Annotated in this window: 17 protein-coding genes; 6 read left to right on the top strand and 11 right to left on the bottom strand. The window is 39.4% G+C overall.

Going from position 1 to position 23,141, the window contains the following annotated elements:
* The first annotated feature begins 1,256 nt into the window (after window positions 1-1,256).
* From V7K56_RS25820 to V7K56_RS25810, 3 genes are all read left to right on the top strand, one after another.
* Window positions 1,257-3,878, top strand: coding sequence for a M1 family metallopeptidase (locus tag V7K56_RS25820; protein ID WP_334914963.1), 2,622 nt, complete (start codon window positions 1,257-1,259; stop codon window positions 3,876-3,878).
* Window positions 3,879-4,378: 500 nt separating this feature from the next.
* A complete protein-coding gene (locus tag V7K56_RS25815) occupies window positions 4,379-6,145 on the top strand; it encodes an ABC1 kinase family protein (RefSeq protein ID WP_334914962.1) in 1,767 nt (588 codons plus the stop codon).
* A gap of 114 nt (window positions 6,146-6,259) precedes the next feature.
* Window positions 6,260-6,634, top strand: a complete 375-nt coding sequence (locus V7K56_RS25810) for a hypothetical protein (RefSeq protein WP_334914960.1) — start codon at window positions 6,260-6,262, stop codon at window positions 6,632-6,634.
* Between the two features lie 207 nt (window positions 6,635-6,841).
* Here V7K56_RS25810 and V7K56_RS25805 read toward each other — a convergent pair whose 3' ends face one another.
* The 8 genes from V7K56_RS25805 to V7K56_RS25770 form a co-directional block, all read right to left on the bottom strand.
* Window positions 6,842-7,876 carry an Npun_R2821/Npun_R2822 family protein gene (locus V7K56_RS25805; protein ID WP_334914958.1) on the bottom strand — a complete coding sequence of 345 codons (1,035 nt, stop codon included), beginning with the start codon at window positions 7,874-7,876 and terminating at the stop codon, window positions 6,842-6,844.
* A gap of 16 nt (window positions 7,877-7,892) precedes the next feature.
* Window positions 7,893-8,783 carry an Npun_R2821/Npun_R2822 family protein gene (locus V7K56_RS25800; protein ID WP_334914956.1) on the bottom strand — a complete coding sequence of 297 codons (891 nt, stop codon included), beginning with the start codon at window positions 8,781-8,783 and terminating at the stop codon, window positions 7,893-7,895.
* Between the two features lie 3 nt (window positions 8,784-8,786).
* Window positions 8,787-9,767 (bottom strand): Npun_R2821/Npun_R2822 family protein, encoded by a 981-nt coding sequence (locus V7K56_RS25795; RefSeq protein WP_334914954.1) that lies wholly within the window; start codon window positions 9,765-9,767, stop codon window positions 8,787-8,789.
* Between the two features lie 3 nt (window positions 9,768-9,770).
* Window positions 9,771-10,730: a glycosyltransferase family 10 domain-containing protein gene (locus V7K56_RS25790; protein ID WP_334914951.1), complete on the bottom strand. Its 960-nt coding sequence runs from the start codon at window positions 10,728-10,730 to the stop codon at window positions 9,771-9,773.
* A gap of 42 nt (window positions 10,731-10,772) precedes the next feature.
* Window positions 10,773-11,990, bottom strand: a complete 1,218-nt coding sequence (locus tag V7K56_RS25785) for a glycosyltransferase family 4 protein (protein WP_334914949.1) — start codon at window positions 11,988-11,990, stop codon at window positions 10,773-10,775.
* A gap of 66 nt (window positions 11,991-12,056) precedes the next feature.
* Window positions 12,057-14,294, bottom strand: coding sequence for an ATP-binding cassette domain-containing protein (locus V7K56_RS25780; RefSeq protein WP_334914947.1), 2,238 nt, complete (start codon window positions 14,292-14,294; stop codon window positions 12,057-12,059).
* 91 nt (window positions 14,295-14,385) lie between these two features.
* A complete protein-coding gene (locus V7K56_RS25775; RefSeq protein ID WP_334914946.1) occupies window positions 14,386-15,558 on the bottom strand; it encodes a glycosyltransferase family 4 protein in 1,173 nt (390 codons plus the stop codon).
* A 21-nt stretch (window positions 15,559-15,579) separates the two neighbouring features.
* Window positions 15,580-16,944 (bottom strand): glycosyltransferase, encoded by a 1,365-nt coding sequence (locus tag V7K56_RS25770; protein WP_334914945.1) that lies wholly within the window; start codon window positions 16,942-16,944, stop codon window positions 15,580-15,582.
* Window positions 16,945-17,365: 421 nt separating this feature from the next.
* Here V7K56_RS25770 and gloB point away from each other — a divergent pair, with 421 nt between their 5' ends.
* The 3 genes from gloB (at window position 17,366) to V7K56_RS25755 (ending at window position 21,089) form a co-directional block, all read left to right on the top strand.
* The gene (gene gloB, locus V7K56_RS25765) at window positions 17,366-18,139 is read left to right on the top strand and encodes a hydroxyacylglutathione hydrolase (RefSeq protein WP_334914944.1); all 774 of its coding nucleotides are present in this window, start codon (window positions 17,366-17,368) and stop codon (window positions 18,137-18,139) included.
* A 400-nt stretch (window positions 18,140-18,539) separates the two neighbouring features.
* Window positions 18,540-18,998, top strand: coding sequence for a 50S ribosomal protein L9 (gene rplI, locus V7K56_RS25760; protein WP_334820240.1), 459 nt, complete (start codon window positions 18,540-18,542; stop codon window positions 18,996-18,998).
* 126 nt (window positions 18,999-19,124) lie between these two features.
* Window positions 19,125-21,089: a replicative DNA helicase gene (locus V7K56_RS25755; protein ID WP_334914942.1), complete on the top strand. Its 1,965-nt coding sequence runs from the start codon at window positions 19,125-19,127 to the stop codon at window positions 21,087-21,089.
* Window positions 21,090-21,164: 75 nt separating this feature from the next.
* On the opposite strand, the gene V7K56_RS25750 is transcribed toward V7K56_RS25755, so the two are convergent.
* The 3 genes from V7K56_RS25750 to V7K56_RS25740 form a co-directional block, all read right to left on the bottom strand.
* Entirely contained in the window at window positions 21,165-21,686 is a 522-nt protein-coding gene (locus tag V7K56_RS25750; protein WP_334914940.1) for an FKBP-type peptidyl-prolyl cis-trans isomerase, read from the bottom strand.
* A gap of 78 nt (window positions 21,687-21,764) precedes the next feature.
* On the bottom strand, window positions 21,765-22,088 hold the full coding sequence (locus V7K56_RS25745; RefSeq protein WP_273769398.1) for a phasin family protein: 324 nt from the start codon (window positions 22,086-22,088) through the stop codon (window positions 21,765-21,767).
* A gap of 334 nt (window positions 22,089-22,422) precedes the next feature.
* Complete coding sequence (locus tag V7K56_RS25740; protein ID WP_334914937.1) at window positions 22,423-22,860, bottom strand: 2TM domain-containing protein; 438 nt, start codon at window positions 22,858-22,860, stop codon at window positions 22,423-22,425.
* Window positions 22,861-23,141 lie beyond the last annotated feature (281 nt).

Below are 23,141 nucleotides of genomic sequence, written 5' to 3'. Positions count from 1 at the left end.
CATGACCAAAGGATTTAGCAGCATACTTGTTGACAAACTGCACATCTACCTCTGATTTGCTGAAAATTGTTGCTTTTGATATGCATCATTAATTGGAGCTTAATCAGAAAAATTCTCAATTAAATATGATGTTCAATCAGTAAATATCCAACTTAAAAGTGATTTTTCACTACAAATAGTGTTTCTGCACATTAAATACATATCGCTCTTCTATCACTTTCTCCAGAGTAAAAAACAATAATCCCTGCTAAATAAGACTTTCAGGTAAAACTGATGATTTTAGCCATAATGTCAGAAAACAAAGCTCCAAACCTAGTTTCTGTCTATTGTTTAAAAGTTGGCTGAGATTTTTATTTGACCAGAGTGATAAAAGAGCGATTAGCAATTTTATCTGATTTATAAAAATTGCAAGGCTAAGATTCCTGACTTCTCTAGAAAGTTGGGAATCTCGTTGTTTACGAATGATTTCAGATTGCTATAGCACTTGGATCTTGCAGTCCATCTATACAGCAAACAAGCTAGTACAACACGGCGTAAATAAACATACCATTCAAAATGAAGCGAAAGCCCGGAATATAAGACTTTTGACTTTTGACTTTTGACTTTTGCACAGCGGTACTAGCTATCGCTGATTTGTTAAAGAAGTTAAGAGGATTTGGAAAGCGCAACGTCAATCTACAAGCGTTTCCTTTGAGCGACTTTTGCAGGCACTCGCCAGTATGGGAGTTTTTACGGAGACACAAAATCAGTTATTGTACTCTCACACAACTGGTATTCTGCATTTAGTTTCAACTCCAGTTGGTATTTACTGATAAAATTAGTAATCCTATAAATTAGTGATCTAAAATTACTCTCAAAAATACTTCAACCAGATGAGGAGCGGATCTGCAAATGATATGCTGTTCATTTTAAACAAAGTAGCGTGTTTAGCAGCAAGCTATCCTAAGTTATAAAAATAATTAGGAGTATTTGTACTTAATGAGAATCTATCGAGGTGCAAGAGACTCTTGACTCAATGCCAAAAAAGTGCAAAACATCAAAAAAAGTAAATGCAGGATGGATGTGGAAAAAACCCAAGGATCGGTAGCCGAGCTTGGGAAGTTCGGGTGAGATTAATTTTTATCCCCCAATCCCAAGGGGGAGTTCTCACCTCCATAATGCCCTGTTGATTTGGGAAATACATCAAACACCGCTATTTTTCTTAACTACATTCAACCAAGCCAGACTTTTCAGGATTACAAGGTCATTAAGCATCAATGTCGCAGTCTTATTTTGATACAGATAATAACGGACACAAACCTTTTGAGTTACCGGGAGCAAGACCACACTACAACCCCGATCGCCCCGGACAGGTAGAGCATATTTTCCTCGATCTCAGCTTGGATATTCCCAAGCAAAGCTATCAGGGCAGTTGTAGCATTCGCCTCTTGCCAATCCGTAATGGTATTGATCGCTTGACTTTGGATGCTGTCAACCTAAATATCGAGTCTGTGCAGGTGGACGAAGTGCCACAAAATTTTGACTATGACGGGGAACAGCTTTCCATCCAACTTTCTCAGGCAACCCAAATTGGTCAACGCTTGCTGATTGCGATCGCTTACTCGGTAACAAAACCGCAACGTGGTATTTATTTTATTCAACCAGATAAGCACTACCCAAACAAACCCACCCAAGTTTGGACTCAGGGAGAAGACGAAGACTCTCGCTTTTGGTTCCCCTGCTTTGACTATCCAGGACAACTGTCTACTTCGGAAATTCGTGTCCGCGTTCCCAACCCTCTCGTGGCGATTTCCAACGGCGAATTGATTAACACCACAGAAGAAGGTGATTACAAAATCTACCATTGGTTACAGCAACAAGTTCATCCTACCTATTTAATGACTTTGGCAATAGGTGACTTTGCCGAAATTCAGGATGAATGGAATGGTAAACCAGTTACCTACTACGTAGAAAAGGGACGTGAGGAAGATGCTAAACGCAGCATGGAAAAAACTCCCCGCATGATCGAATTTTTGAGCCAAAAGTATGGTTATCCATATCCTTTTCCGAAATACGCCCAAGTTTGCGTCGATGACTTCATCTTTGGCGGTATGGAAAATACCTCCACAACACTGTTAACAGATAGATGTTTACTGGATGAACGCGCTGCCTTAGATAACCGCAACACTGAAGCTTTAGTCGTTCACGAACTCGCGCACCAGTGGTTTGGTGATTTGGTGGTGATTAAGCATTGGTCTCATGCTTGGATTAAAGAAGGGATGGCTTCTTACTCTGAGGTGATGTGGACAGAACAAGAATATAGTCTAGAAGAAGCAGCTTACTATCGTTTATTGGAAGCTCGTCGTTACTTAAGCGAAGATAGCAGCCGTTATCGCCGTCCAATGGTAACGCACGTTTACCGAGAAGCTATTGAACTTTATGATCGCCACATCTACGAAAAAGGATCTTGTGTTTATCACATGATTCGGGCCGAATTGGGAGATGAGTTGTTCTGGCGGGCAATTCAAACATTTGTCCAAGATAATGCTCATAAAACCGTAGAAACAATAGACTTACTCAGGGCGATTGAAAAGGTAACCGGACGTAATCTTTTGTTCCTCTTTGACCAATACGTTTATCGTGGTGGTCATCCCGATTTTAAAGTAGCTTACTCTTGGGATGGGGATGCTAATTTAGCAAAAATTACAGTAACTCAAACCCAAGCTGCTGAAGGTACAAATGGCAGTAAAGATTTGTTTGATTTAAAAATACCTATTGGTTTTGGCTATACCCAGCAAGAAGAAGTCAGGAGTAACGGAAAACTCAGCACTTCATTCTCAACACTCAAAACTTTCACCGTCCGGGTAAATGAACGCGAACAAAGCTTCTACTTTCCCCTAGAAAATAAGCCGCAATTTATTAGCTTTGATGTTGGAAATAATTACCTAAAAACAGTAGCATTGGAATATCCAATCGCAGAGTTAAAAGCACAGTTAGAATTCGATCCCGACCCGATTTCGCGTAGTTATGCAGCAGCAGCTTTGGCGAAAAAAGGTGGGTTAGAAGCAATCAAAGCACTGTCTGCATCGCTAAAAAATGACCCATTGTGGGGTGTGCGTGTGGAAGTAGCAAAACAACTAGGCCAAATCAATTTAGATCAAGCCTTTGATGGCTTAATTGCTGGGTTAAAAGATAAAAATGCTTATGTGCGACGAGCTGTAGTAGAAGCACTGACTCAATTCAAAACTGCTGAAAGCTATAAAGCTGTAAGAGGGTTAGTGCAAAAGGGCGATCCCAGTTATTACGTGGAAGCAGCAGCTTCTTATGTTATCGGGGCAATTGCATCGGCAAACTTGGAAGAAAAACCCAAGGAAGACAAGATATTAAAGCTGCTGAAATCCGTTTTAGAAGAAAAGGCAGGTTGGAATGAAGTCGTGCGGAGTGGGGCTATTGCTGGTTTAGCTGAATTCAAAACCTCAGAAGCAGCTTTAAATCTACTGATCGAATACACCAAACTTGGTGTACCACAACCACTACGTTTAGCCACAATTCGCGCTTTAGGAAAGATTTCTGTTGGTCAAAGTCCAGTTAATTTGGAACGGATTTTAGAAAAATTAACAGAACTAGCCAAGGAAACCTTCTTTTTAACACAAATAGCGGTAGCCTCAGCATTAGGACAAATGGAAATACTTAAAGCAGCTGGGATTTTGCGATCGCTAGCTGAACAAACAGCTGATGGGCGTGTACGTCGCTATGCTGAAGAAGAAATTTCCAGAGTGCAAAAGAATATTGGTTCAGAAAAAAACCTGCGTCAATTGCGTGAAGATTTCGACCAACTCAAACAACAAAACCAGGAATTGAGAAGCCGTTTAGAAAACTTGGAGGCCAAATCTAAATAGCACTACACGACAATTAAAAGCAGGTAATTGGTAATTGTGGCAAAGCTATTAACAATTACCAAGGTTTTAGTTGATACTGTAATTTTATTGTGGACACATAAAATATTTTATTTTCCACTTAAGTCACAGGTATAAATAAACATAACATAAGATCCCCGACTTCTAAGAGAAGTCGGGGATCTTATGTTATGAGCGATTACTGAGTTTCAATTTGCATATATAGGTACTTATATTTGTATTTATATAAATTAAACTTAATAAAAGATAAAATCATCTAAAACTTGTCCAAGTAGTTGTAGTTTTATAAAGTATAATTAAGAAAAAGATAAACAAATCTAGGCAGTAACAGATGCTAAAATCGCCTCGAACACTATTCCTAAAGGGTAGAGTTCTAGTTGTTTTAGATAAAAGACTACCGCTATCCTGAATTTGCAACTAACTTGTGAGTCAGGAGAAAAACAATCATTGTAAATTTTTCAGTTGAAGAGGCAAAAAAAGGCGTGGGTCAGTATCAACCTGCTCAACTAAAACTCTATAATCCAGATGCGATCGCTCGCTACTATAGTTATCGTCCTTGGCTAGCCTGGAGACGACTGCTGAGAATTATCTACTCCTTTGCAGGATTTATACTCAGTCTGAAGTGGGACGAGTGGCAAGATCGAGTTGAGCAGAACAAGGGTAAACGAGCTATCCAGTTGCGAGAACTGCTCACCCGCCTCGGCCCGACTTTTATTAAAGTTGGTCAAGCCCTCTCCACCAGACCAGACCTGATACGCAAAGATTTCTTAGAAGAACTGATAAAGTTACAAGACCAGTTACCACCTTTCGATAATGCGATCGCTTACCAGATTATTGAAAGTGAACTAGACCGTCCGATTAGCGAAACCTTTAGCGAACTGTCACCTAACCCAGTCGCTGCTGCTAGCTTGGGTCAAGTATATCGGGGTCGGCTCCTTAGCGGTGAAGAAGTCGCCGTGAAAGTGCAACGTCCCAACTTACATCCGGTAATTACACGCGATTTATATCTAATGCGTTGGGCAGCAGGTTGGCTAGCTCCTTGGTTGCCTTTAAATCTCGGTCACGACCTAACTTTAATTGTGGACGAGTTTGGCACGAAGTTATTTGAAGAAATTGACTATATTAATGAAGGTTGCAACGCCGAGAAATTTGCTAGCAACTTCCACAATGACCCACAAGTAAAAGTTCCAGCTATTTACTGGCGTTATACAAATACCCATGTTTTAACCCTAGAATGGATTAACGGCTTTAAGCTGACGGATACTCAACACATCCGCGAAACAGGTTTAGACCCAGAAGCAATCATCCAAATTGGCGTGACATCAGGATTGCAACAGCTTTTAGAATATGGCTTCTTCCATGCTGATCCTCATCCTGGCAATTTGTTTGCTGTACCCGATGGTCGTATGGCTTATATTGACTTCGGTATGATGGATCAGTTAGAAGAAAGCACCAAAGAAGCGCTGGTAGATGCGCTAGTGCATTTGGTAAATAAAGACTATACCGACTTAGCCGAAGACTTTGTAAAATTAGGGTTTCTGACTCCAGATACGAATATTTGCCCGATCGTGCCAGCATTAGAAGCGGTGCTAGGAAACGCTATTGGTAAAAATGTCAAGGATTTTAACTTCAAAACTATTACCGATGAGTTTTCGGAATTGATGTATGAATATCCTTTCCGAGTCCCAGCAAAGTTTGCTTTGATTATTCGTTCCCTAGTTACCCAAGAAGGTATTGCCCTTAGCCTCAACCCCAATTTCAAAATTGTTGAAGTGGGTTATCCCTATATAGCACGGCGGTTGCTGACAGGGGAATCGCCGGAATTACGACGGCGATTATTGAATGTGTTGTTCAAAGATGGTAAATTTCAGTGGCAGCGGTTAGAGAATTTAATTGCGATCGCTCGTACCGATAACAACTTTGATGTATTGCCCACAGCTCAGATGGGGTTCCAATACTTAATGTCGGCAGAAGGTAAGTTTCTGAGGCGACAGTTGGTGCTTGCTCTTACCGAAGATGACCGCCTGCACACCGAAGATGTGCAACGCTTGTGGAACCTGGTTAAAGATGACTTAAAACCGGATCGTTTATTAAATGTAGCGATCGGGATTTTAACAGAATTATCCAGAGAAGGTACAGCCGCTATTCTGCCAAAAGCGACATTACTTGGGTCTTTTGCTGAGAACCAGTCAACAATTAACAATTCAAAATTAAAGACATTTTCAGACAGGAATTTAAACCCCGACTGAAACTGACCGGAGGCGGAGTGGCTCCGACTCTGCGTTACATGTTTTGGTTGGGGTCTTAAACTCCTTGATTTACGATAAAAAATAAAAAATCTTTAATAGAAATTAGGAGTTTTTATGTACTATTTTCCTATGCAACCGCCTTATTTTCTTTTACTTGTTGGCTTTTTGAGTGCATTAACATCTGGTTTGGCATTATCTGGCACTTTGAAAGTAATTGTGCAGAACTGGCCAAGCGAACGAGCAGAAAATACTCAGCCACGTTCTTCACTAAAACAATTACTTGTACCATTTATCGGCATAACAGGCGGTACTTGTCTATTTATGTTTTCAGGTTTAGAGATATTTGGCTTTCCCTCATCCTTGGCTTTAGGAGTCGGTCTACCAATTAGTCTGTTTACTTGTTTGCTAGTTTGGTTGCAGTTAGGAAGTATGATGACCTTTATAGAACGCGAAGGTATGCAATCTTTAGATTTAGATTCTTTTTCTTAGAAGGAAGTGAGGAGTAGGGAAATAAAAAAATATTACTCCTTTAATCAATTCGTAATTACAACTTATTTTAATATCCGTCTGAAACTGTTTTTAATGACGAATTACATTACCCAGAGGTAACGAGTCCCTATAGCATTACGGGGACGTAAGCTATGTGCAGTATTAATTACGAGTTTCCTTAATCCTTCCCCAGATGATGAAATATATCTATTGAGTAATTCTATCCTTGAAATTGCGATACTTTAGCTTAATATTGCTGACTCTTTGCTGAATAAAACTACTAGTAGACTTTTGCAGAAGCATTAACTGGCTTGGACGCTTAAAGCTTTGAGGACGTTCTTCAGGTGATTTTAAATAGCGATAATGTAAGAAAACATCGCGGTAGGCAATATCAACATCTTCACCTCCACAAAGCCTCGTAAAATCTGAAGAAGATATACTCATATAGTGTAAGTACGTTAACTGGCGCCCTTGGTCGTATAAGATATTATCTACTACATCAAATTTAGAACTCCAGTGGTTTCCAGTTGCTTGTTCACAGTCATGAACAGCAAAGTTATAATATTGAATACCACTTCTCAACACCATATAGTTAAATAAAGATTGGTCAGGCCCTAAAAAAGCCATGACATCTGCCTCACCCGCTATTAATTTGTCGAATAAGTCTGCTCTCATTGCTGGAGGAAAAACATTTTTCTTACTGGCAAACCAACCAGCACAAAATATTTTAGACTGCAAGTTTTCTAAATTGAAAATTTGCGAAATTTTTTCTGACGAAACGTCAAAAATAAATTTTAAATCAGATTTATATTGAAAATCATTGGCTACCCAATCATAAATATCTAATTTTTTATATACATAATCTACAGGCCCCATTAACAAGGTATCTGCATCAAAATAAATAAATCTATCAAAAGGACCGTCCACAGCACAAAACTTGCGGTGCATTGATAGCTCGTAAAGTTCTGGAAAGCCCCACTCTCGCCAAGCTTTTTGCGCTCTAGGGTAATTTTTCCATATCTGAATAGCAAAGTTATCCCAGAAAGCAATGGAATTAGAATCTTCAAATAAGCTAACATTCTCTCTAGATGCAATCTCTGCTTTTACCTTGTCTAACCGATCGTTATATGGAAGTATACAAATAGGAATTTTCCTACCAGCATTGGCTTCTATACTGTTGAGCAACGCCACTAATTGGTCATAAACAACATCATTGGCTAGGATATAAATACCATCAATCATTGGGATACTCCTAATATTAAGTACGCGCAGAAACAAAGGGAAATAAACGGCGAGTAAGTTTGGGAATGAAGGCAAATTTACCCTCATGAAGATAGCGATAGTGTTCCCACAATTGCCAATAGGGACTACCAGTTTTCATCCGCGTACCAGCCCAGTGGAGATATTTGAGTCGTTGTCCTCGGTCATAGAGGGCATAATCTTGCTGTTGGAAATTTTGCGAACCTGCCCAACTACCAGGGCCTCCCCCAGGAATTTTAACGAGATTTCCACGTTTGGAAATTAGTTTGAGAACAAGATAATTTAAAATTGGTTGGTCTGTAACTCCTTCAGAAAAATCAAAATATTCGCGATGTGCTGCACACTCGCGTAAAGCTTCATCCATTTGTTGTTCGGTAATAATTCCTTTTCTCGAAGCCCAAAAACCGCTGTTGAAAACATCTTGAAGTTGGGCATCGGAAAAAATTTGCTGCTCTTTCACAAATGGGGAAAAAATATTTCGCAGTTTGTCATTAGCATGATGGTAATCACAGCAGAAGAAATCGACTTCTGATAGGTTGTCTAAATTGTCGGCAATTTTTTCAAAAACGACAATATCCGTATCAATATAAATAAATTCATCTAAAGGCCCAAACCACACCACCAATTTTCGCATTTTGTTGGGTAAGGCGAGGAAATCTCGGTCAAAAATGTCTCCGATGCGTTTGGTAAATGTATCAATAAATTCTAAATCTGGGAAAATTTGGACGTTGTGTAAGGTAGCAAGCTGTTCTGCTACCTTGTGGTAATTGTCATTAAAAGGTATGAGATAAATGGTAACTTCTGGGTCATAGTAACGAATGCTATTGAGTAAAGCAATAGCATTATCGATAACGCGGTCATTGGCAACTATATAAATGCCCCGGCTCATAAATTATCCTTGGTTAATTAACTTAAATTTTCGCAAAGCTCTTGTAAGTAAATTTGGTACTGGAGCGTCATTATAATTTTTAGGAGGATTGTTAAAGACTGGATGCTTTTCTGGTTCGTGTAAGTAACGATAATAGAGAAATAAATCTCGATAGGGAAACTGAATATTTTCTCCAGCACAGACTGCTTGATTGATATTAGGAGGAATTCCAATGTAGTGAATATAAGTTAGTCGATTACCGCGATCGTAAAGAATATGTTCTCGTTCCTCGAAGTGTTTGGAGCCAGCAGAGCATCCTGTTTTTTCATTATCTGGCAGTTGGGAAGCAAAGTTATAAATAGAAAGATTAGACCTCATTACCATATAGTTAATTAATGGTTGCTCGCCAGCACCACCATACAAAATTTCTGACTCTCCATTTTGCAAATGTGATATTAGCCAATCTCTTTTTTCTGAGTCAAATAGTCCTTGTTTAGCGCCATAAAAGCCTGAGCAAAATATTTCAGAATCAATGCGTTTTTGCTCAAAAACTTTTAGTAATTTAGGAGAATCAACATTATATATTTTACTAACGTCTATAAATTGGAAATCGTAGACTACAAAATCATAACTATCTAGCTTTTCAAACACCGCTGCAAGTGAGTTCATCACCAAAGTGTCTGCATCTAAATAGATAAATTTCTCAAATGGCCCATCAAAAGCGCAAAAACGACGGTGAGCGCCATAAAGACGGGATTTACTCCGATTCAATCGTTCTGGGGCTGCTGCAACCATAAATTGATCCCAGCGGTTGATTGATTCTTGGTCATCGTAAAGAAATACATTCGGGCGTTTAGCTATTTCGTCAGCAATTCGTTGTGTCCGATCGTCGAAAGGATAGATACAAACAGGAGTTTCTGGGCCTAAAATCACATCAATACTGTTGAGCAAAGCCACCAATTGATCGAAAACATAATCATTGCCAAGGGTACAAATACCATTCATAATTTAAGAGTGTTGATCGACAAAGTTTGATAACCAGTTAAGCAGATTTAATTTGTGTAAAATGATTTGACGTGCTTCTGCGATCGCATCTTTGGCAGCATACCAAGCATCAGGTGTAGCTGTCACTTCTTGGATGTAGGCAATGCCTTTTCCATCTAAACTAGGCAAGCGCAAAAAACTACCCGGTGGCAATAATTTATCCGCAGCCGGACCACCATAGTAAATTGGTAAACACCAAGCAAGTAAACTATCCCAAAGTTTTTCACTCACATACCAATTATTATCAGCATAGTTTTCAATTGCTAAATTGTAATAATATGGTGCCATGCCATACCATTTGTTAGTTAGTTCTCCCGAACTGTTCGCCCATTCTGGTAAGTTACGCCCATACAAATCAAATTTCATGCCATTAGATTGCAAAGATTGTAAAAAATCTAAACGCTGGCGATGATTGACTGTGCGGCTAATTCCCGAAGTAATCCAGCTACATGGGGCAACTTTTGGAGGCGGTGGCATTTCATTTAAATCTTGAAATGAATTTGAATGATACCAAATAGCAGGCATATAGTCAGGAATGGGAGCAAAATCATCGGGGCCAGAAACGTAGCCGCAATACTTCTGGGCTTCTTGATAATTATAATTAGTTATTTTTACAACCTCGTCTAAAGGCGGTTCTCTAAGTAAATAAATAATTCGCTCTTTATTGACACCACGCAGTAAAGATTCAACATTTACTACTGGTTTTTGTTGCTGTTTGCGAAAATTATCTAACCAAGATTTTTGCGCCGATGCTTGAGGAAAATCAAATTGATATAGCAACATAAAATCTGGCTTTTGTGCCATTTTTAACATTTGCATGTTTTTCCAAACACCAAAGTAGTGCGGAGTTTGTTGCCATAACCAATCTTTGTTTTTAGCAAGACCTGAATAGCTGCTAATCATCCCAACAGTTTTAATAGTCATAAATCGTATTTATTTGGTTTTTTTTAGTTAATTTTTGTACCGTTACCTTATAATTTGTGGACGCCAATCTTCTTCTAGGTAGCTTAATATCTTAGTAATTCTATTCTCCCAAGAAAATTGCTGGGCAAAATCTATACTAGCTGCATAACCCTCTATTTTTCTAGGATAAGTTTCTAACGTATGTTGAATAGATTGGGCAAGTTTATGCGGGTTATCTGGTATACACCAACTGGCAATCAAAGGTGATGTTTTGAATTCCATTAAAGGTGGAATCTCAGTTGCAACGATAGGAGTGCCAGCAGCCATATACTGAAAAAACTTAACTGGATTCGTGAAATCTGCTGATTTTCCAGCGCAGTGAGGATGAACCAAAATATCAGCTGCTTGAAACAAGCTGACTAATCGTTCCCGTGGAAGTATCCAGCCTAAGAATTTAACGTTTTCTACATTTTTGTCTCTGGCTATTTGTTGATATGCTTCTACTTGTGCTTCTGTACCTCCGGTGATTACAAACTGAATTTCTGGTAATTCTTTAGCAGAATCAATTAAAAGATCCACTCCCTTGAAAGGATACAAAGCGCCTGAATAGACGACTAAATGCTTACGTCCATTTATCAGCAATTCTTGTCGCCACTTTTCGGCTTCTTCGGGTTGTCTGATTGAAAATGATTGATTGAATCCGTTATGTAGCCAAACTACTTTTTCCGGTGGCATTCCATTTTCTATTAGGCTTTGCCGGATGAGTTCTGACTGAGTTATGGCTATTTGAAAATAGGGACTCTTGACAATTTCTTGCTCAAATTTTCGGTCTTGAAAGTAGTGACGTTCATAAATTGTCGGAACTTGATTTTTGACTGCGGCTTTAACAAAGTTCCAATCTCGCGTATGGACAACTTTAGTATGAGGTAGGATATGAACTGGTAAATAATATTTGGTTACTACTGTACTTGAGTTAGTAAATTTACCACCTATTTTATCGATAGGCCAAGGCATTGGTAATGCGGCAATTTTGAGCTTTTCTTGCACATCGTAAAATTCAAGAAATTCTTTGCCAGGTTTTTTAAGTTGATAAGGATAAATTAACGATAGTAGATTAACAGAAGAGTTTTTTTTATCTTGATAAATTAAAGCTGAGGAGTAGCCTAAGTTAGCTGCGGCGTTGGCACAAAGAACATCATGAATTTCGTGTGCTGTGTCCGGCTTGAATGATAGCTCTCCGGTGTAAAAAATATATTGATTTTTCTTTGAAGAATTTATCATTTTTTTGGATGATGGTTTTTTTTAAGATTGTGGTATAAGTATTTTTGTTCCTGACATTAACTAAAATCAAACTTGATTTTCAAAAAGTTTTAATATATCTAATAGGTAAATAGCAGATTGATAAGATTCTGCAATTAATAAATTTTGTTTTTGGGGTTCGGATTCTAATTTATCGGCTAGCAAGCGCAGAGAGCTAATCAGAGGATAGAGACGCGTGCGAAACTCATCCGAAATCTGGCTAAAGTTTTGATACTGATTATTTTCATCTTGATTTTGGTTTATATCTGACGATAACTGCCAGTTAATTTTCAGGTTAACTACATCGCTGAAGAGATCGATGGCGTTGAGAACTTTTAAGGCTGAGTTATATGATTGGTCAATTAATTCCTGCCGTTCTTGGGAATTGTCTACTAAATCGTCAACTAATAGTCCCAGGAAACCAATCATTGAGTTAAGCCTTGTACGCAGTTCGTGAGAAATGCGGTTAAAGCTGGGATTAGTGTTGGTGGATTCAGTCTGAACGGCAAATTGCATTGAGTAGAGGCGTGAATAGTAACCCCCTTTTTGTAAAAGTGTTTCATGGGTTCCCACTTCTACCACCTGTCCTTGATCTAATACGGCAATTTGATCGGCTTTTTGAACTGTGGAAAGGCGGTGAGCAATTACCAGGGTTGTGCGATCGCGACTTAAGTCGTCGAGTGCAGCTTGTACTAAACGTTCGGAAACGGTATCTAAAGCACTGGTGGCTTCATCTAAAATCAAAATTTCCGGATTTTGCAGTAGAGCGCGAGCGATCGCTAATCTTTGCCTTTGTCCACCAGACAACATGACGCCGCGATCACCAATTTGACTGTCAAATCCTTGAGATAATTTATCAATAAATTCATAAGCATTTGCTCGTTTGGCTGCTGAGATAATTTCATCTTCAGTAGCTTCAGGTCTTCCATAAGCAATGTTATTTCGCACCGAGTCATTAAAGAGAAATGTATCTTGACTGACAATTCCCATGTTGGTTCTGAGAGATTTGATATCAAAATCACGCAGGTCTTTGCCATCGATAGAGATACTACCAGATGTCGGATCGTAAAATCTGGGTAAGAGGTCTGCCAAGGTGGACTTACCAGCACCAGAACCACCTACTAAAGCGAGAGTTGTACCACGGGGTAAAAATAAATTTACATCTTTGAGTACTAACTTTTCATGACTGGGGTAGGCAAAAGAAAGTAAATTAAAACGTATTCCTTCTTTTAAGTTTATATAGATCGCATTACCGTTTTTCATAAACGGCTTGCGATCGCGACTTAAAAACTCACTCACTATTTCTACGCTAGTAGCACTATTGGCAAAGCTACTACGAAGACTATTTAACTGAGAGACCAAAGGCAACAGTCGCAGTAATACTAATAAATATGTTAGTAGTACCGTTGAAATGAAAGAAATCTGGTTGGCAAAGAAAGTTTTACTTAAGAATACAATCATCAGTAAGGCTATAACTCCCATCACCTCACTTATCGGCCCGATCGCTTGTGAGTTTACCTGAGATTCAAAATCTGCTTTTTCGCGATCGCGGATTAATTTGGTAATTTTTTGATATTCTCTGTCTTCATTGGCAGTTGACTTTACCAAACGAATTCCATTCAATGTTTCTAAAACACTGATGGAATAAGATGTAGACATTTCTGATAGTTGTTGACCAAATTTTTTCGCTCTACTAATTGTGTATTGATTGATTAATGTTATAAAACCCAACAAAATTGTTGCTGCAATTGTTAGCTGCCAAGAAATTGCTAATAATAAAGCAACGAAAACTAAAATTGTAATTATTAAAATAATTAAATTGATCATACTACCGATAGCACTAGAAGTGCGGGCAGTTTCCGAACCAAGGCGATTAATAATATCACCTACTTTCGTTTTTGAATAATAGTCAATATCAATATCTAGCAATAACTCTAAGCTAGCTTCGCGAATATCCGCATTTAATCTCCGAGTGAAAACACTCGATGTTAAAATACTAAAATAACTAGATAAGTTTTTTAAGAAAATTATAAATATAATTGTTCCAGCCATTCCCAAATTCCGAGTATTTTCGGGAAGATTATCAAATGGAAACATTACAGCTTTGAGAATCGGAGGAAAACCAGTTAAATCTACTGGTTGTCCGACAATTCTCAAAATTACTGGCACAATCAAAGTCACACCGACACCATTAAATAAAGCACCAGAAAATCCTAACAGCATCGTTAGGATAATTAAACCTGGATAGGGTTTGGCGAATCTTAGGATTAGTTGACCTTTAGACATTGGTTTTTATCATGATTTACTTAGTATTAACATAATTTATAAATTAATTAATGCTTTAATTAATTGTTTTAGTTACTGAGCAATTTATTGGTTATAAATGGGTAATTACTGACTCCATAGTAGATGCCATTTTCTCTACACTATATTTTTCTAAACATCTATTTCTCGCTTTTTTACCTACTTCATTAGCTGTTTCCAAATCTTGAAATATTAATTTAATTTGTTCTGCAATTTGTTCTGGAGAAGCTGGATCAACTAAATAACCAGCTTCATTTAAAATTTCCGGAATATCTCCTACTCGTGTTGCTAAAACTGGCTTTGCCATTGCCATACCATCCATGAGTTTAATCGGAAATTGTGCCCTTGCCACAGATGTATCTCGTTGAGGAACTACTACAATATGGGCCGCAGCCACGACTTCTGGCATTTGTTCTATTGACGTTTGAGGCAGCATAATAATCCACTTTCCCCAGTGCTCAATCAACTGTTCATCATAGTTATCGTAAGGATTACCACCAACAATCACTAGCCTGAAGTCTGATTCTTGTAACTGGTCAAGTGCTATTAAAACATCCTCTAGACCCTTGTGCGGTCTAGGCGCACCAGGGAACATGAGAACGCGGTATTCAGCTAAACCATACTTTTGGCGACTGATTTGCGGATCGTACTTTTGGGGATCAAACAAGCAAGTATCTTTGCCATTGGGTATATAGATACCACCAAAACGATTCAGCAAAAATTGAGTATCTGCTGTAATAGCGTCGGCATGATTGATCAATGACTCCATCCACTTTAAGTAAAGTGGATGATCTGGATTCCTTAAAGCACCTTCTTTTTTTAGAAGTTCTCTAGCTAGCTGTTTCAAATTAGGGCGATATTGCCACTCATCGCCGCCATACCAACTTAATTCCCAATCGTCAATATCTAAAATCACTGGTCTATGGCTGCGGATTTTGTTAATTAAAGCTACACCATAGCTTGTAGGTTTTGGTTTAACAGCACAGATAATATCTCCATCTATCTTATTTAAAATTTGCCTGACAGAACCGAACAATTGTGGATAATCGCAGCCTGGTAGACAGAAAATTGCTAGATCAGATGGTGGCTCTGGGTAAATATTTTTTCCAAATAAAAATCCTAATACTTCTACTTCATAATTTAATTTTTTAAAAATTTGACTTAGCAAATATGCTCTGTCAATTCCACCTTTAGAAAAGTTAGGCGTGAGGATTGAAACCTTTAATTTTTTATTTTGTTTATTCATAATAAATTAGGTGTCAGTCCATCAATATACAAAGTTTTTTTGATTTTGAGAAATTTTTAAGATTTCATGGTAAAGTGTCAGCATCTCTGAAGCAACAGTATCCATTGTACGTACTAGCTGGATACCTTGACGTAATTTAGCTAGCAAATCGGCGTCTTTGGCTAAAGTGGCGATCGCTTCAGTCCATGCTTGGACATCTTTTGCTGGAACTAACCAACCATCGATGCCGTGACGGACTAACTCAGCAATTCCTCCTAAATTTGAACCGAGTACGGGAATACCCATAGCTTGTGCTTCTAAAGCAACTATAGGCCCAGTTTCTAACCACTGCGATGGTATTGCTAGGATATCGAAACCTGCTAATGCCTCTGGTACTGCTTCGCGTGAAAGTGGTTCAGCAATCCGAATCCGGCGATCACGAGCAGCGATCACCATAACTTTTTCACGATTGGCAGCACCGTATTTTCCCGGATGAGTAGCATGAATAATTAACTCTACAGATATATCATTCGGTAGACTATGTACCGCTTCTACTAAAACATGTACCCCTTTAGTTTCTTGCCAGCGACCCAAAAAGCCGATTTTTAATGTATTTTGTAGTTTTGGTGTGACTTCGCGTTTGAAAGTGTTAGCAACACCTTGCCGAGAGACAGTAAGTTTTTCGGGGGGAACGTTGTTTGCAACAAAAGCATTGTATTGCCAATTACTCGTTACAACAATGCGATCGGCTAGTTTTGCTAGTTGCATCAAATTGCGTCTATGTTGAGACACTAGAGTAGGAGTGCCAAAAGTTTTACCAAGTAGGCGTAGCTTGAAATTTTTAGAGGTAAGTAATTTTGTTTCTGCTGCTACCCCAACATCCAAGGGAACTCGGCTTAAAGTCTTGAGCATCCAAGGTGCTACTTGCTTTGGTACTCCCAAACATTGACTACAATTAACAGAGTCAATCAGCCCATCACAAGGTTCTTCGTCCCAGCGCATCATTGTACCACGCAGACATATAGGCTCAGGCATGTGGACGGTGACAACAGTAGCCATCCCTAACTGGCGGGCGAGAGCAAGATGATGTAAACCGCAGTCAAATCGCCATGAGTGTTGATGGTATACATCGGCTCGATTGTTTTCTAGCCAATTAGCAAAAGTTTTAAAGCCTCCGTGGGGTAGCTGTTTATGTACCTGTATCTTACTGGGATTAGGAAAAACAGGATAACGATAAACTGAGATGCCATTGTATTCGTAGGTATCTTCCTCTGTACCTTGTTGAGGAGCAGCAACAATACTTTCGAGTCCATGTACTTGTAAGCCATGCAGTAGTGAATCTAAGTATACTTCAACACCACCTGATGAATCTGGAAAATACCAGCTAGTTGTATGGATTAGCTTCATCTATGAACCTACAAAGAAAAAATTGGAAAGTTCATTTTTTTTACCATGATTGATTGTTCTATTTTTCATTATTAACATCTATTTTTTATAAATAACCCGAAGTGAATCTATAAATTTCTATACTATTTAGTTAAGTATGAACAAATAAAAGTTTTTCAATTACTAATTTTGGGTTTTTGAGTAAATAAGACAATTTAGGGCAAAAATAACAGAATAAATCTAACTTAGCTTTTACACTTCTTCCCAGAGAAATTTTACTGATATGCCAGATCATAATTTATAGTTACTTAGCATACTTTTAAGTATTATTACGGTTGTATACTATCATAGTATTCATGGACTTTCTCAACCTTTTCTCACTGAGATATTTAAGATTGCTGATAGATTCCAAAGTATTTACTGGAAAGGGAGATATTAAGTAATGCAAGTAATCAGGCTTGAGGCACTCTCAGATAATTACATATTTTTGCTAGTAGATCGCCAGCAACAAATTGCTGCTGTTGTCGATCCAGCAGAGGCTGAACCAGTACTAAAGCAACTTGCACAGTTAAAAGCTGAGTTGGTAGCGATTTTCAACACACACCACCACAATGACCATGTAGGTGGCAATCAGCAATTAATAGAATACTTTCCGCAACTAACAGTCTACGGTGGCGTCGAAGATCGCGGGCGAATTCCGGGACAGCAGGTGTTTTTGCAAGAAGGCGATCGCGTTGAGTTTGCAGGCCGCATAGCTGAAGTTATTTTTGTTCCCGGACATACCCGCGCTCATATCGCTTACTACTTTCCCCCTGAAAAATCTGGTGAGACAGGCGATTTATTTTGCGGCGATACTTTATTTTCTGGCGGTTGCGGTCGCTTGTTTGAAGGAACACCAACTCAAATGGTAGACTCTTTAACCAAATTGCGCTCTCTACCAGATAATACGCGTATATGGTGTGCCCACGAATACACTTTAGGAAATCTGCAATTTGCCCTAACTGTAGATGGCGACAATGCCGACTTACAAAAACGCTTCAATGAAGTGAAAAATGATCGAAGTCGAGGAGAAGCTACTATCCCTTCACTGCTGGGAATGGAAAAGCAAACCAATCCCTTTTTACGTTGGGATCAGCCATCATTACAATCAACTGTTAAAGGTAGCAATGGAGTACAAACTTTTGCGCGGATGCGGGAAATGAAAAATAACTTTTAGGTATTGGGCATGGGGCATTGGGTATTGGGCATGGGGCATTGGGCGTTGGGAAGAGACTTGGGGACAAGGGGAAGGGAAAGACTTGTTGCAAATTCTAACTTTAGTCACTTTGTCCTCTTGTCCTCTGCTCCCCTGCTCCCATTCCTCCAATTTTCTAGCGCTAATAGTTGCGATCGCACCCTTCCTTTCGCTAGGATCTGTAAGCTTTAGGGTATGAGCAAAGCTACTTGGGACAATATACTCATTTCAGGAGTTCTAAGTTCTGAAAAAACACTCGTTATTCAGGACTGTTTAATCAGCACTGGCTCAACCCATGCTATTGCTAACAGCACTGTTTTAGTGAGCTATGCTGCCCAAACCCGCCCAAATTAATCAGATTTTACAGGAAAAACGAAAAACGATGGCGAAACGCGTGCAATTAGTTTTAAATCAGGATATCAGCAAGCTGGGAAAATCTGGCGACTTAGTAGAAGTAGCTCCTGGCTACGCTCGTAACTATCTGATTCCCCAGAAATTGGCAACCAATGCCACTCCTGGTATTCTCAAGCAAGTAGAACGCCGTCGTGAGCTAGAGCGTCAACGGCAATTAGAACTTAGACAACAAGCTCTTGAGCAAAAAGAATCTTTAGAAAAAGTTGGCAGCTTGACAATTGCCAAGCCAGTTGGTGAAAACGAAGCAATTTTCGGTACTATTACCACCCAAGACGTTGTAGATGCAATTAAGGCAGCCACCGGTCAGGAAATCGATCGGCGTGGAATTACCATCCCCGATATTAACCACCTTGGTACTTATCAAGCCGAAATTAAGCTGCATTCGGAAGTAGCGGCGCAAGTCGATATTCAAGTAGTCGCTAGCTAACTCACCAGAGGGATGAAGGGATGAGGGGGATGAGAGAGAAAGAGAAACTCGTAACTCTTAACTCCTAGCTCCTGTACAGACGCGATTAATCGCGTCTCTAGCAAAATCTCAAAACTAAAATCGTTTATGGCTGAAGAATTGAGTTTTCAAGGGCTAGGTAGCGATGCCTACGGGGGTAAACTACGCCTACCACCACAAAATATTGAGGCGGAAGAAGCGATTTTGGGGGGTATTTTGCTAGATCCAGAAGCGATTAGTCGAGTTAGCGATCGTCTCCTTCCCGAAGCTTTTTACATTAGCCCTCACAAAGATATTTATCAAGCAGCTGTGAGGCTCCACGCCCAAGGTAAACCTACAGACTTACTTTCTGTCACCAGTTGGCTGACTGACCATGATTTACTTGCTCGAATTGGTGGGAGAAATAAATTAGCAACTCTGGTAGACCGTACAGTGTCAGCCGTGAATATCGACGCCTTAGCAGGGTTAGTCATGGAAAAATACCTGCGGCGACAGTTAATTAAAGCTGGCAATGAAATTGTACATCTTGGTTACGAGACAGAAACCGAGTTACCAATTGTTTTAGATCAGGCAGAACAGAAAGTATTCTCAGTTACTCAAGAGCGTCCCCAATTGGGTTTAGTTCATATTTCTGATACTCTAATTAATAATTTTCAGGATATTGAAGATAGAAATCAAGGTATCGCCTTACCTGGGATTCCCTGCGGATTTTACGATTTAGATGCCATGACCAACGGCTTTGGGCGTTCTGATTTGATTATTGTCGCTGGCAGACCATCAATGGGGAAAACCGCATTTTGCTTAAACCTTGCTCATAATATCGCCGCTTCTTATAAGTTACCAGTTGCTTTTTTCAGCTTGGAAATGTCCAAAGAGCAACTGACACAACGTCTATTAGCTAGCGAAGCGCAAATTGAAAGTAGTTATCTGCGGACTGGTCGCCTGAGCCAAACACAGTGGGAACCTTTAAGCCGTGCTATTGGTATCCTCTCTGAAATGCCAATTTATATTGATGACACGCCGAATATTACAGTTACACAAATGCGTAGTCAGTCAAGAAGACTGCAAGCTGAAATAGGAACTGAATTAGGATTAATTGTAATAGATTACTTGCAATTGATGGAAGGAGCAGGTGATAATCGCGTACAAGAATTATCAAAAATTACGCGTCAACTCAAAGGTTTAGCACGCGAATTATCTGTACCAGTTATTGCCTTATCTCAGTTGAGTAGAGGGGTGGAAGCACGTACTAACAAACGCCCAATGTTATCTGATTTGAGAGAATCTGGTTGTTTAGCAGGCGATAGTCTAGTGACATTAGTAGATAGCGGACTGCAAGTACCAATTAAGAAATTAGCAGGTAAATCTGGTTTTGCAGTTTGGGCGTTGAACGAAGCTACAATGCAGCTAGAAAAAGCAATTGTTAGCAATGCTTTTTCCACTGGTGTAAAGCCTCTGTTTACTTTAACAACTCGATTGGGTCGAAAAATCCGTGCCACAGGTAATCACAAGTTTTTAACAATTAATGGCTGGAAAAGACTTGATGAATTAACTCCTAAACAACATCTATGTTTACCAAGACATCTCCCTAGTCCTGGTAAACAAACCATGACTTATGCTGAAGTCGCATTATTAGGGCATTTAATTAGCGACGGTTGCACATTGCCACGTCATGCCATACACTACACCACTAGAGAGATAGATTTAGCTCAGAATGTTGCTTTTTTGGCAACAGAAGTTTTTGGAGATTCAATTGTTCCTAGAATTTCACCTGAAAGTGATGTTTATTGGGACGAGATACTTTCAATTGAATATAGCGGCGAGGAAGAAGTCTTTGATCTTACAGTTCCTGGTTTGCATAATTTTGTTGCGAATAATATCATTGTCCACAACTCAATAGAACAAGACGCCGATTTAGTAATAATGTTGTACCGCGATGAATATTACTCTCCCGATACTCCTGATCGCGGAATTGCAGAAGTAATTATAGCTAAACACCGTAACGGGCCTACAGGTACTGCGAAACTTTTGTTCAATCCTCAGTTTACAAAGTTTCAAAATTTAAAAATTTAGCCATTGAATTGGGGACTAGGAATGGGAGACTGGGAGAAGCCAATGCCCAATGCCCAATGCCCCATGCCCTATTTTCTACTTAACTCCCAGCAATTCCACTTCAAAAATTAGAGTTGCATTGGGTGGAATTACGCCACCAGCACCACGAGCGCCATAACCCAATTCAGATGGGATGATTAACTTACGAACACCGCCTACTTTCATGGTGCTAAGTCCTTCATCCCAACCTTTGATTACCTGTCCAGCACCGATTTTAAAGCTAAAGGGTTGGCCGCGATCGCGTGAACTATCAAACTTAGTACCATCTTCTAAAGTGCCGACATAGTGAACTTCAACCGTTTGTCCAGGTTTAGGAGTCGCCCCAGTCCCCTCTTTTAACTCCACATACTTTAATCCAGAGGGAGTGGTTACGGCATTAGCATCAGACATAGTATCACTCGCAATTAAGATATTGTTTTCAGTTACAGTTGTGGACGCTGGCGGCGTTTGGGTTAACTCGGCAGCAATGGCAGTATTCTGTTTACTGCCTACTTGCCCCACAACCAAAAGCACAACACACACCAGCATGAAAGCCACGCTGAGGAAAATTGGTTTCAAAATCAGTTCTCCTTACTTAGGTATCCTGGCAAAAAGATTACCAACAGGACACATTTAGTTTAAATCAGAAAGGGCATTCTAACGCCAAAGCTTATTTTCTAAATCGCGTAATTGACGCTCTAAACGGTCTATTCTACCCCTCAACTCGTCCACTTCTGACTGACGAGCCACCCCCAAATCCTGCATCATATTTCGCATTTGCCGTTGCATTTGGACATCGAAGTTTCCCTGTTCCGACTTTAACTGCTGGGCAATATCATCTATTACTGCCTTGGCTTGCTCAGGATTGAGCTTACCATCTTTAACTAAATCATCGCTGACTTGCCGCAGTTTTTCTGCGACTAAAGACGTTGTGCCAAGGCCTACCATCATTAGCTGTTGCAACCAGTTATTGTTGTCCATACTCCCTTCCTCTTACTTATTAACCAGCCGACCCTTGCTCCTGAGTGTAGGCAATCAAGCTTCTTAAAGCTTAGTTATTCTAGCCTACAGCTCTATTTTGGCAAATTGGCAAGCACAAAGATCAAAGGACGTGGTTATAGAACTCTTCAAGTTTAAGGTTGCCCAAATTTACTTATTTTTGCGATGTTAGCGGCAATTACCCATAAATTCCAAAACTCACACTCACTCTTTGCGGTGAATGTGAGTAGTTCATGGGAAGATTTTATCTAGAAAGAGGCACAAATTTGGGCAAAAGCGATCGCTGAATATCTGAGATTGATCGTTAAAGGAGAAGTTAAATTTGTGTACGCCATTTCTGAAAAGCGATTTCATTATCCTCTGATTTACTCTGATAAACACTCCACCAATGAAAAAATAATCCTAACCCCCATCCTAATACTGGGAAAATAGCCCAAAAATAACTAGGACTAGTGATTAAATTTAAAAGAACGAGGAATAAATTCACCGCTAGGAAATAAGCAAAGTGTGTCCAAAAAGCTCTGCGTCGGAAAGTATTAAATGTGCGTCGTGAACGTTCCTCTTCTTGTTGAGCCAGCCACTTTTGTTCAGTTGTTTCCAAAATATTAGAAGAAATACCTAACTCAGATGCCATTTCTGAAAGCTGTTCTCGTGAAAATTCACCTTCCTGTTTACGAGTGAGTGCTTTTTGCAAGATTTGTTGGACATCTTCTGAGAGGTTGTTTGAAAAGTAGTTAGCTGTGATTTTAGACACTTGTTGATCCCCCCTAGCCCCCTTAAAAACGGGGGAATTAGAATCAAAGTCCCCCTTGAAAAGGGGGATTTAGGGGGATCTAAAACTATTTGATACATCATTAAGGACTTTTCAAACATCCTCTGAATCATAAGTCATTTTAATTACCTTATAAGTTTGTGTGTAAATGCGTCTTTGATTTCACGAAATTATCGATCAGCTTCGTTCAATTCAATTAGCAAATGCATCCACATTTGGCACTTAATATTTAGTGATATTCACAACACTATTATTTTCTCACA

This window comes from Nostoc sp. (assembly GCF_036917535.1).
Lineage (GTDB): Bacteria > Cyanobacteriota > Cyanobacteriia > Cyanobacteriales > Nostocaceae > Nostoc.
This window is presented reverse-complemented; position numbering and strand designations above follow the sequence as displayed.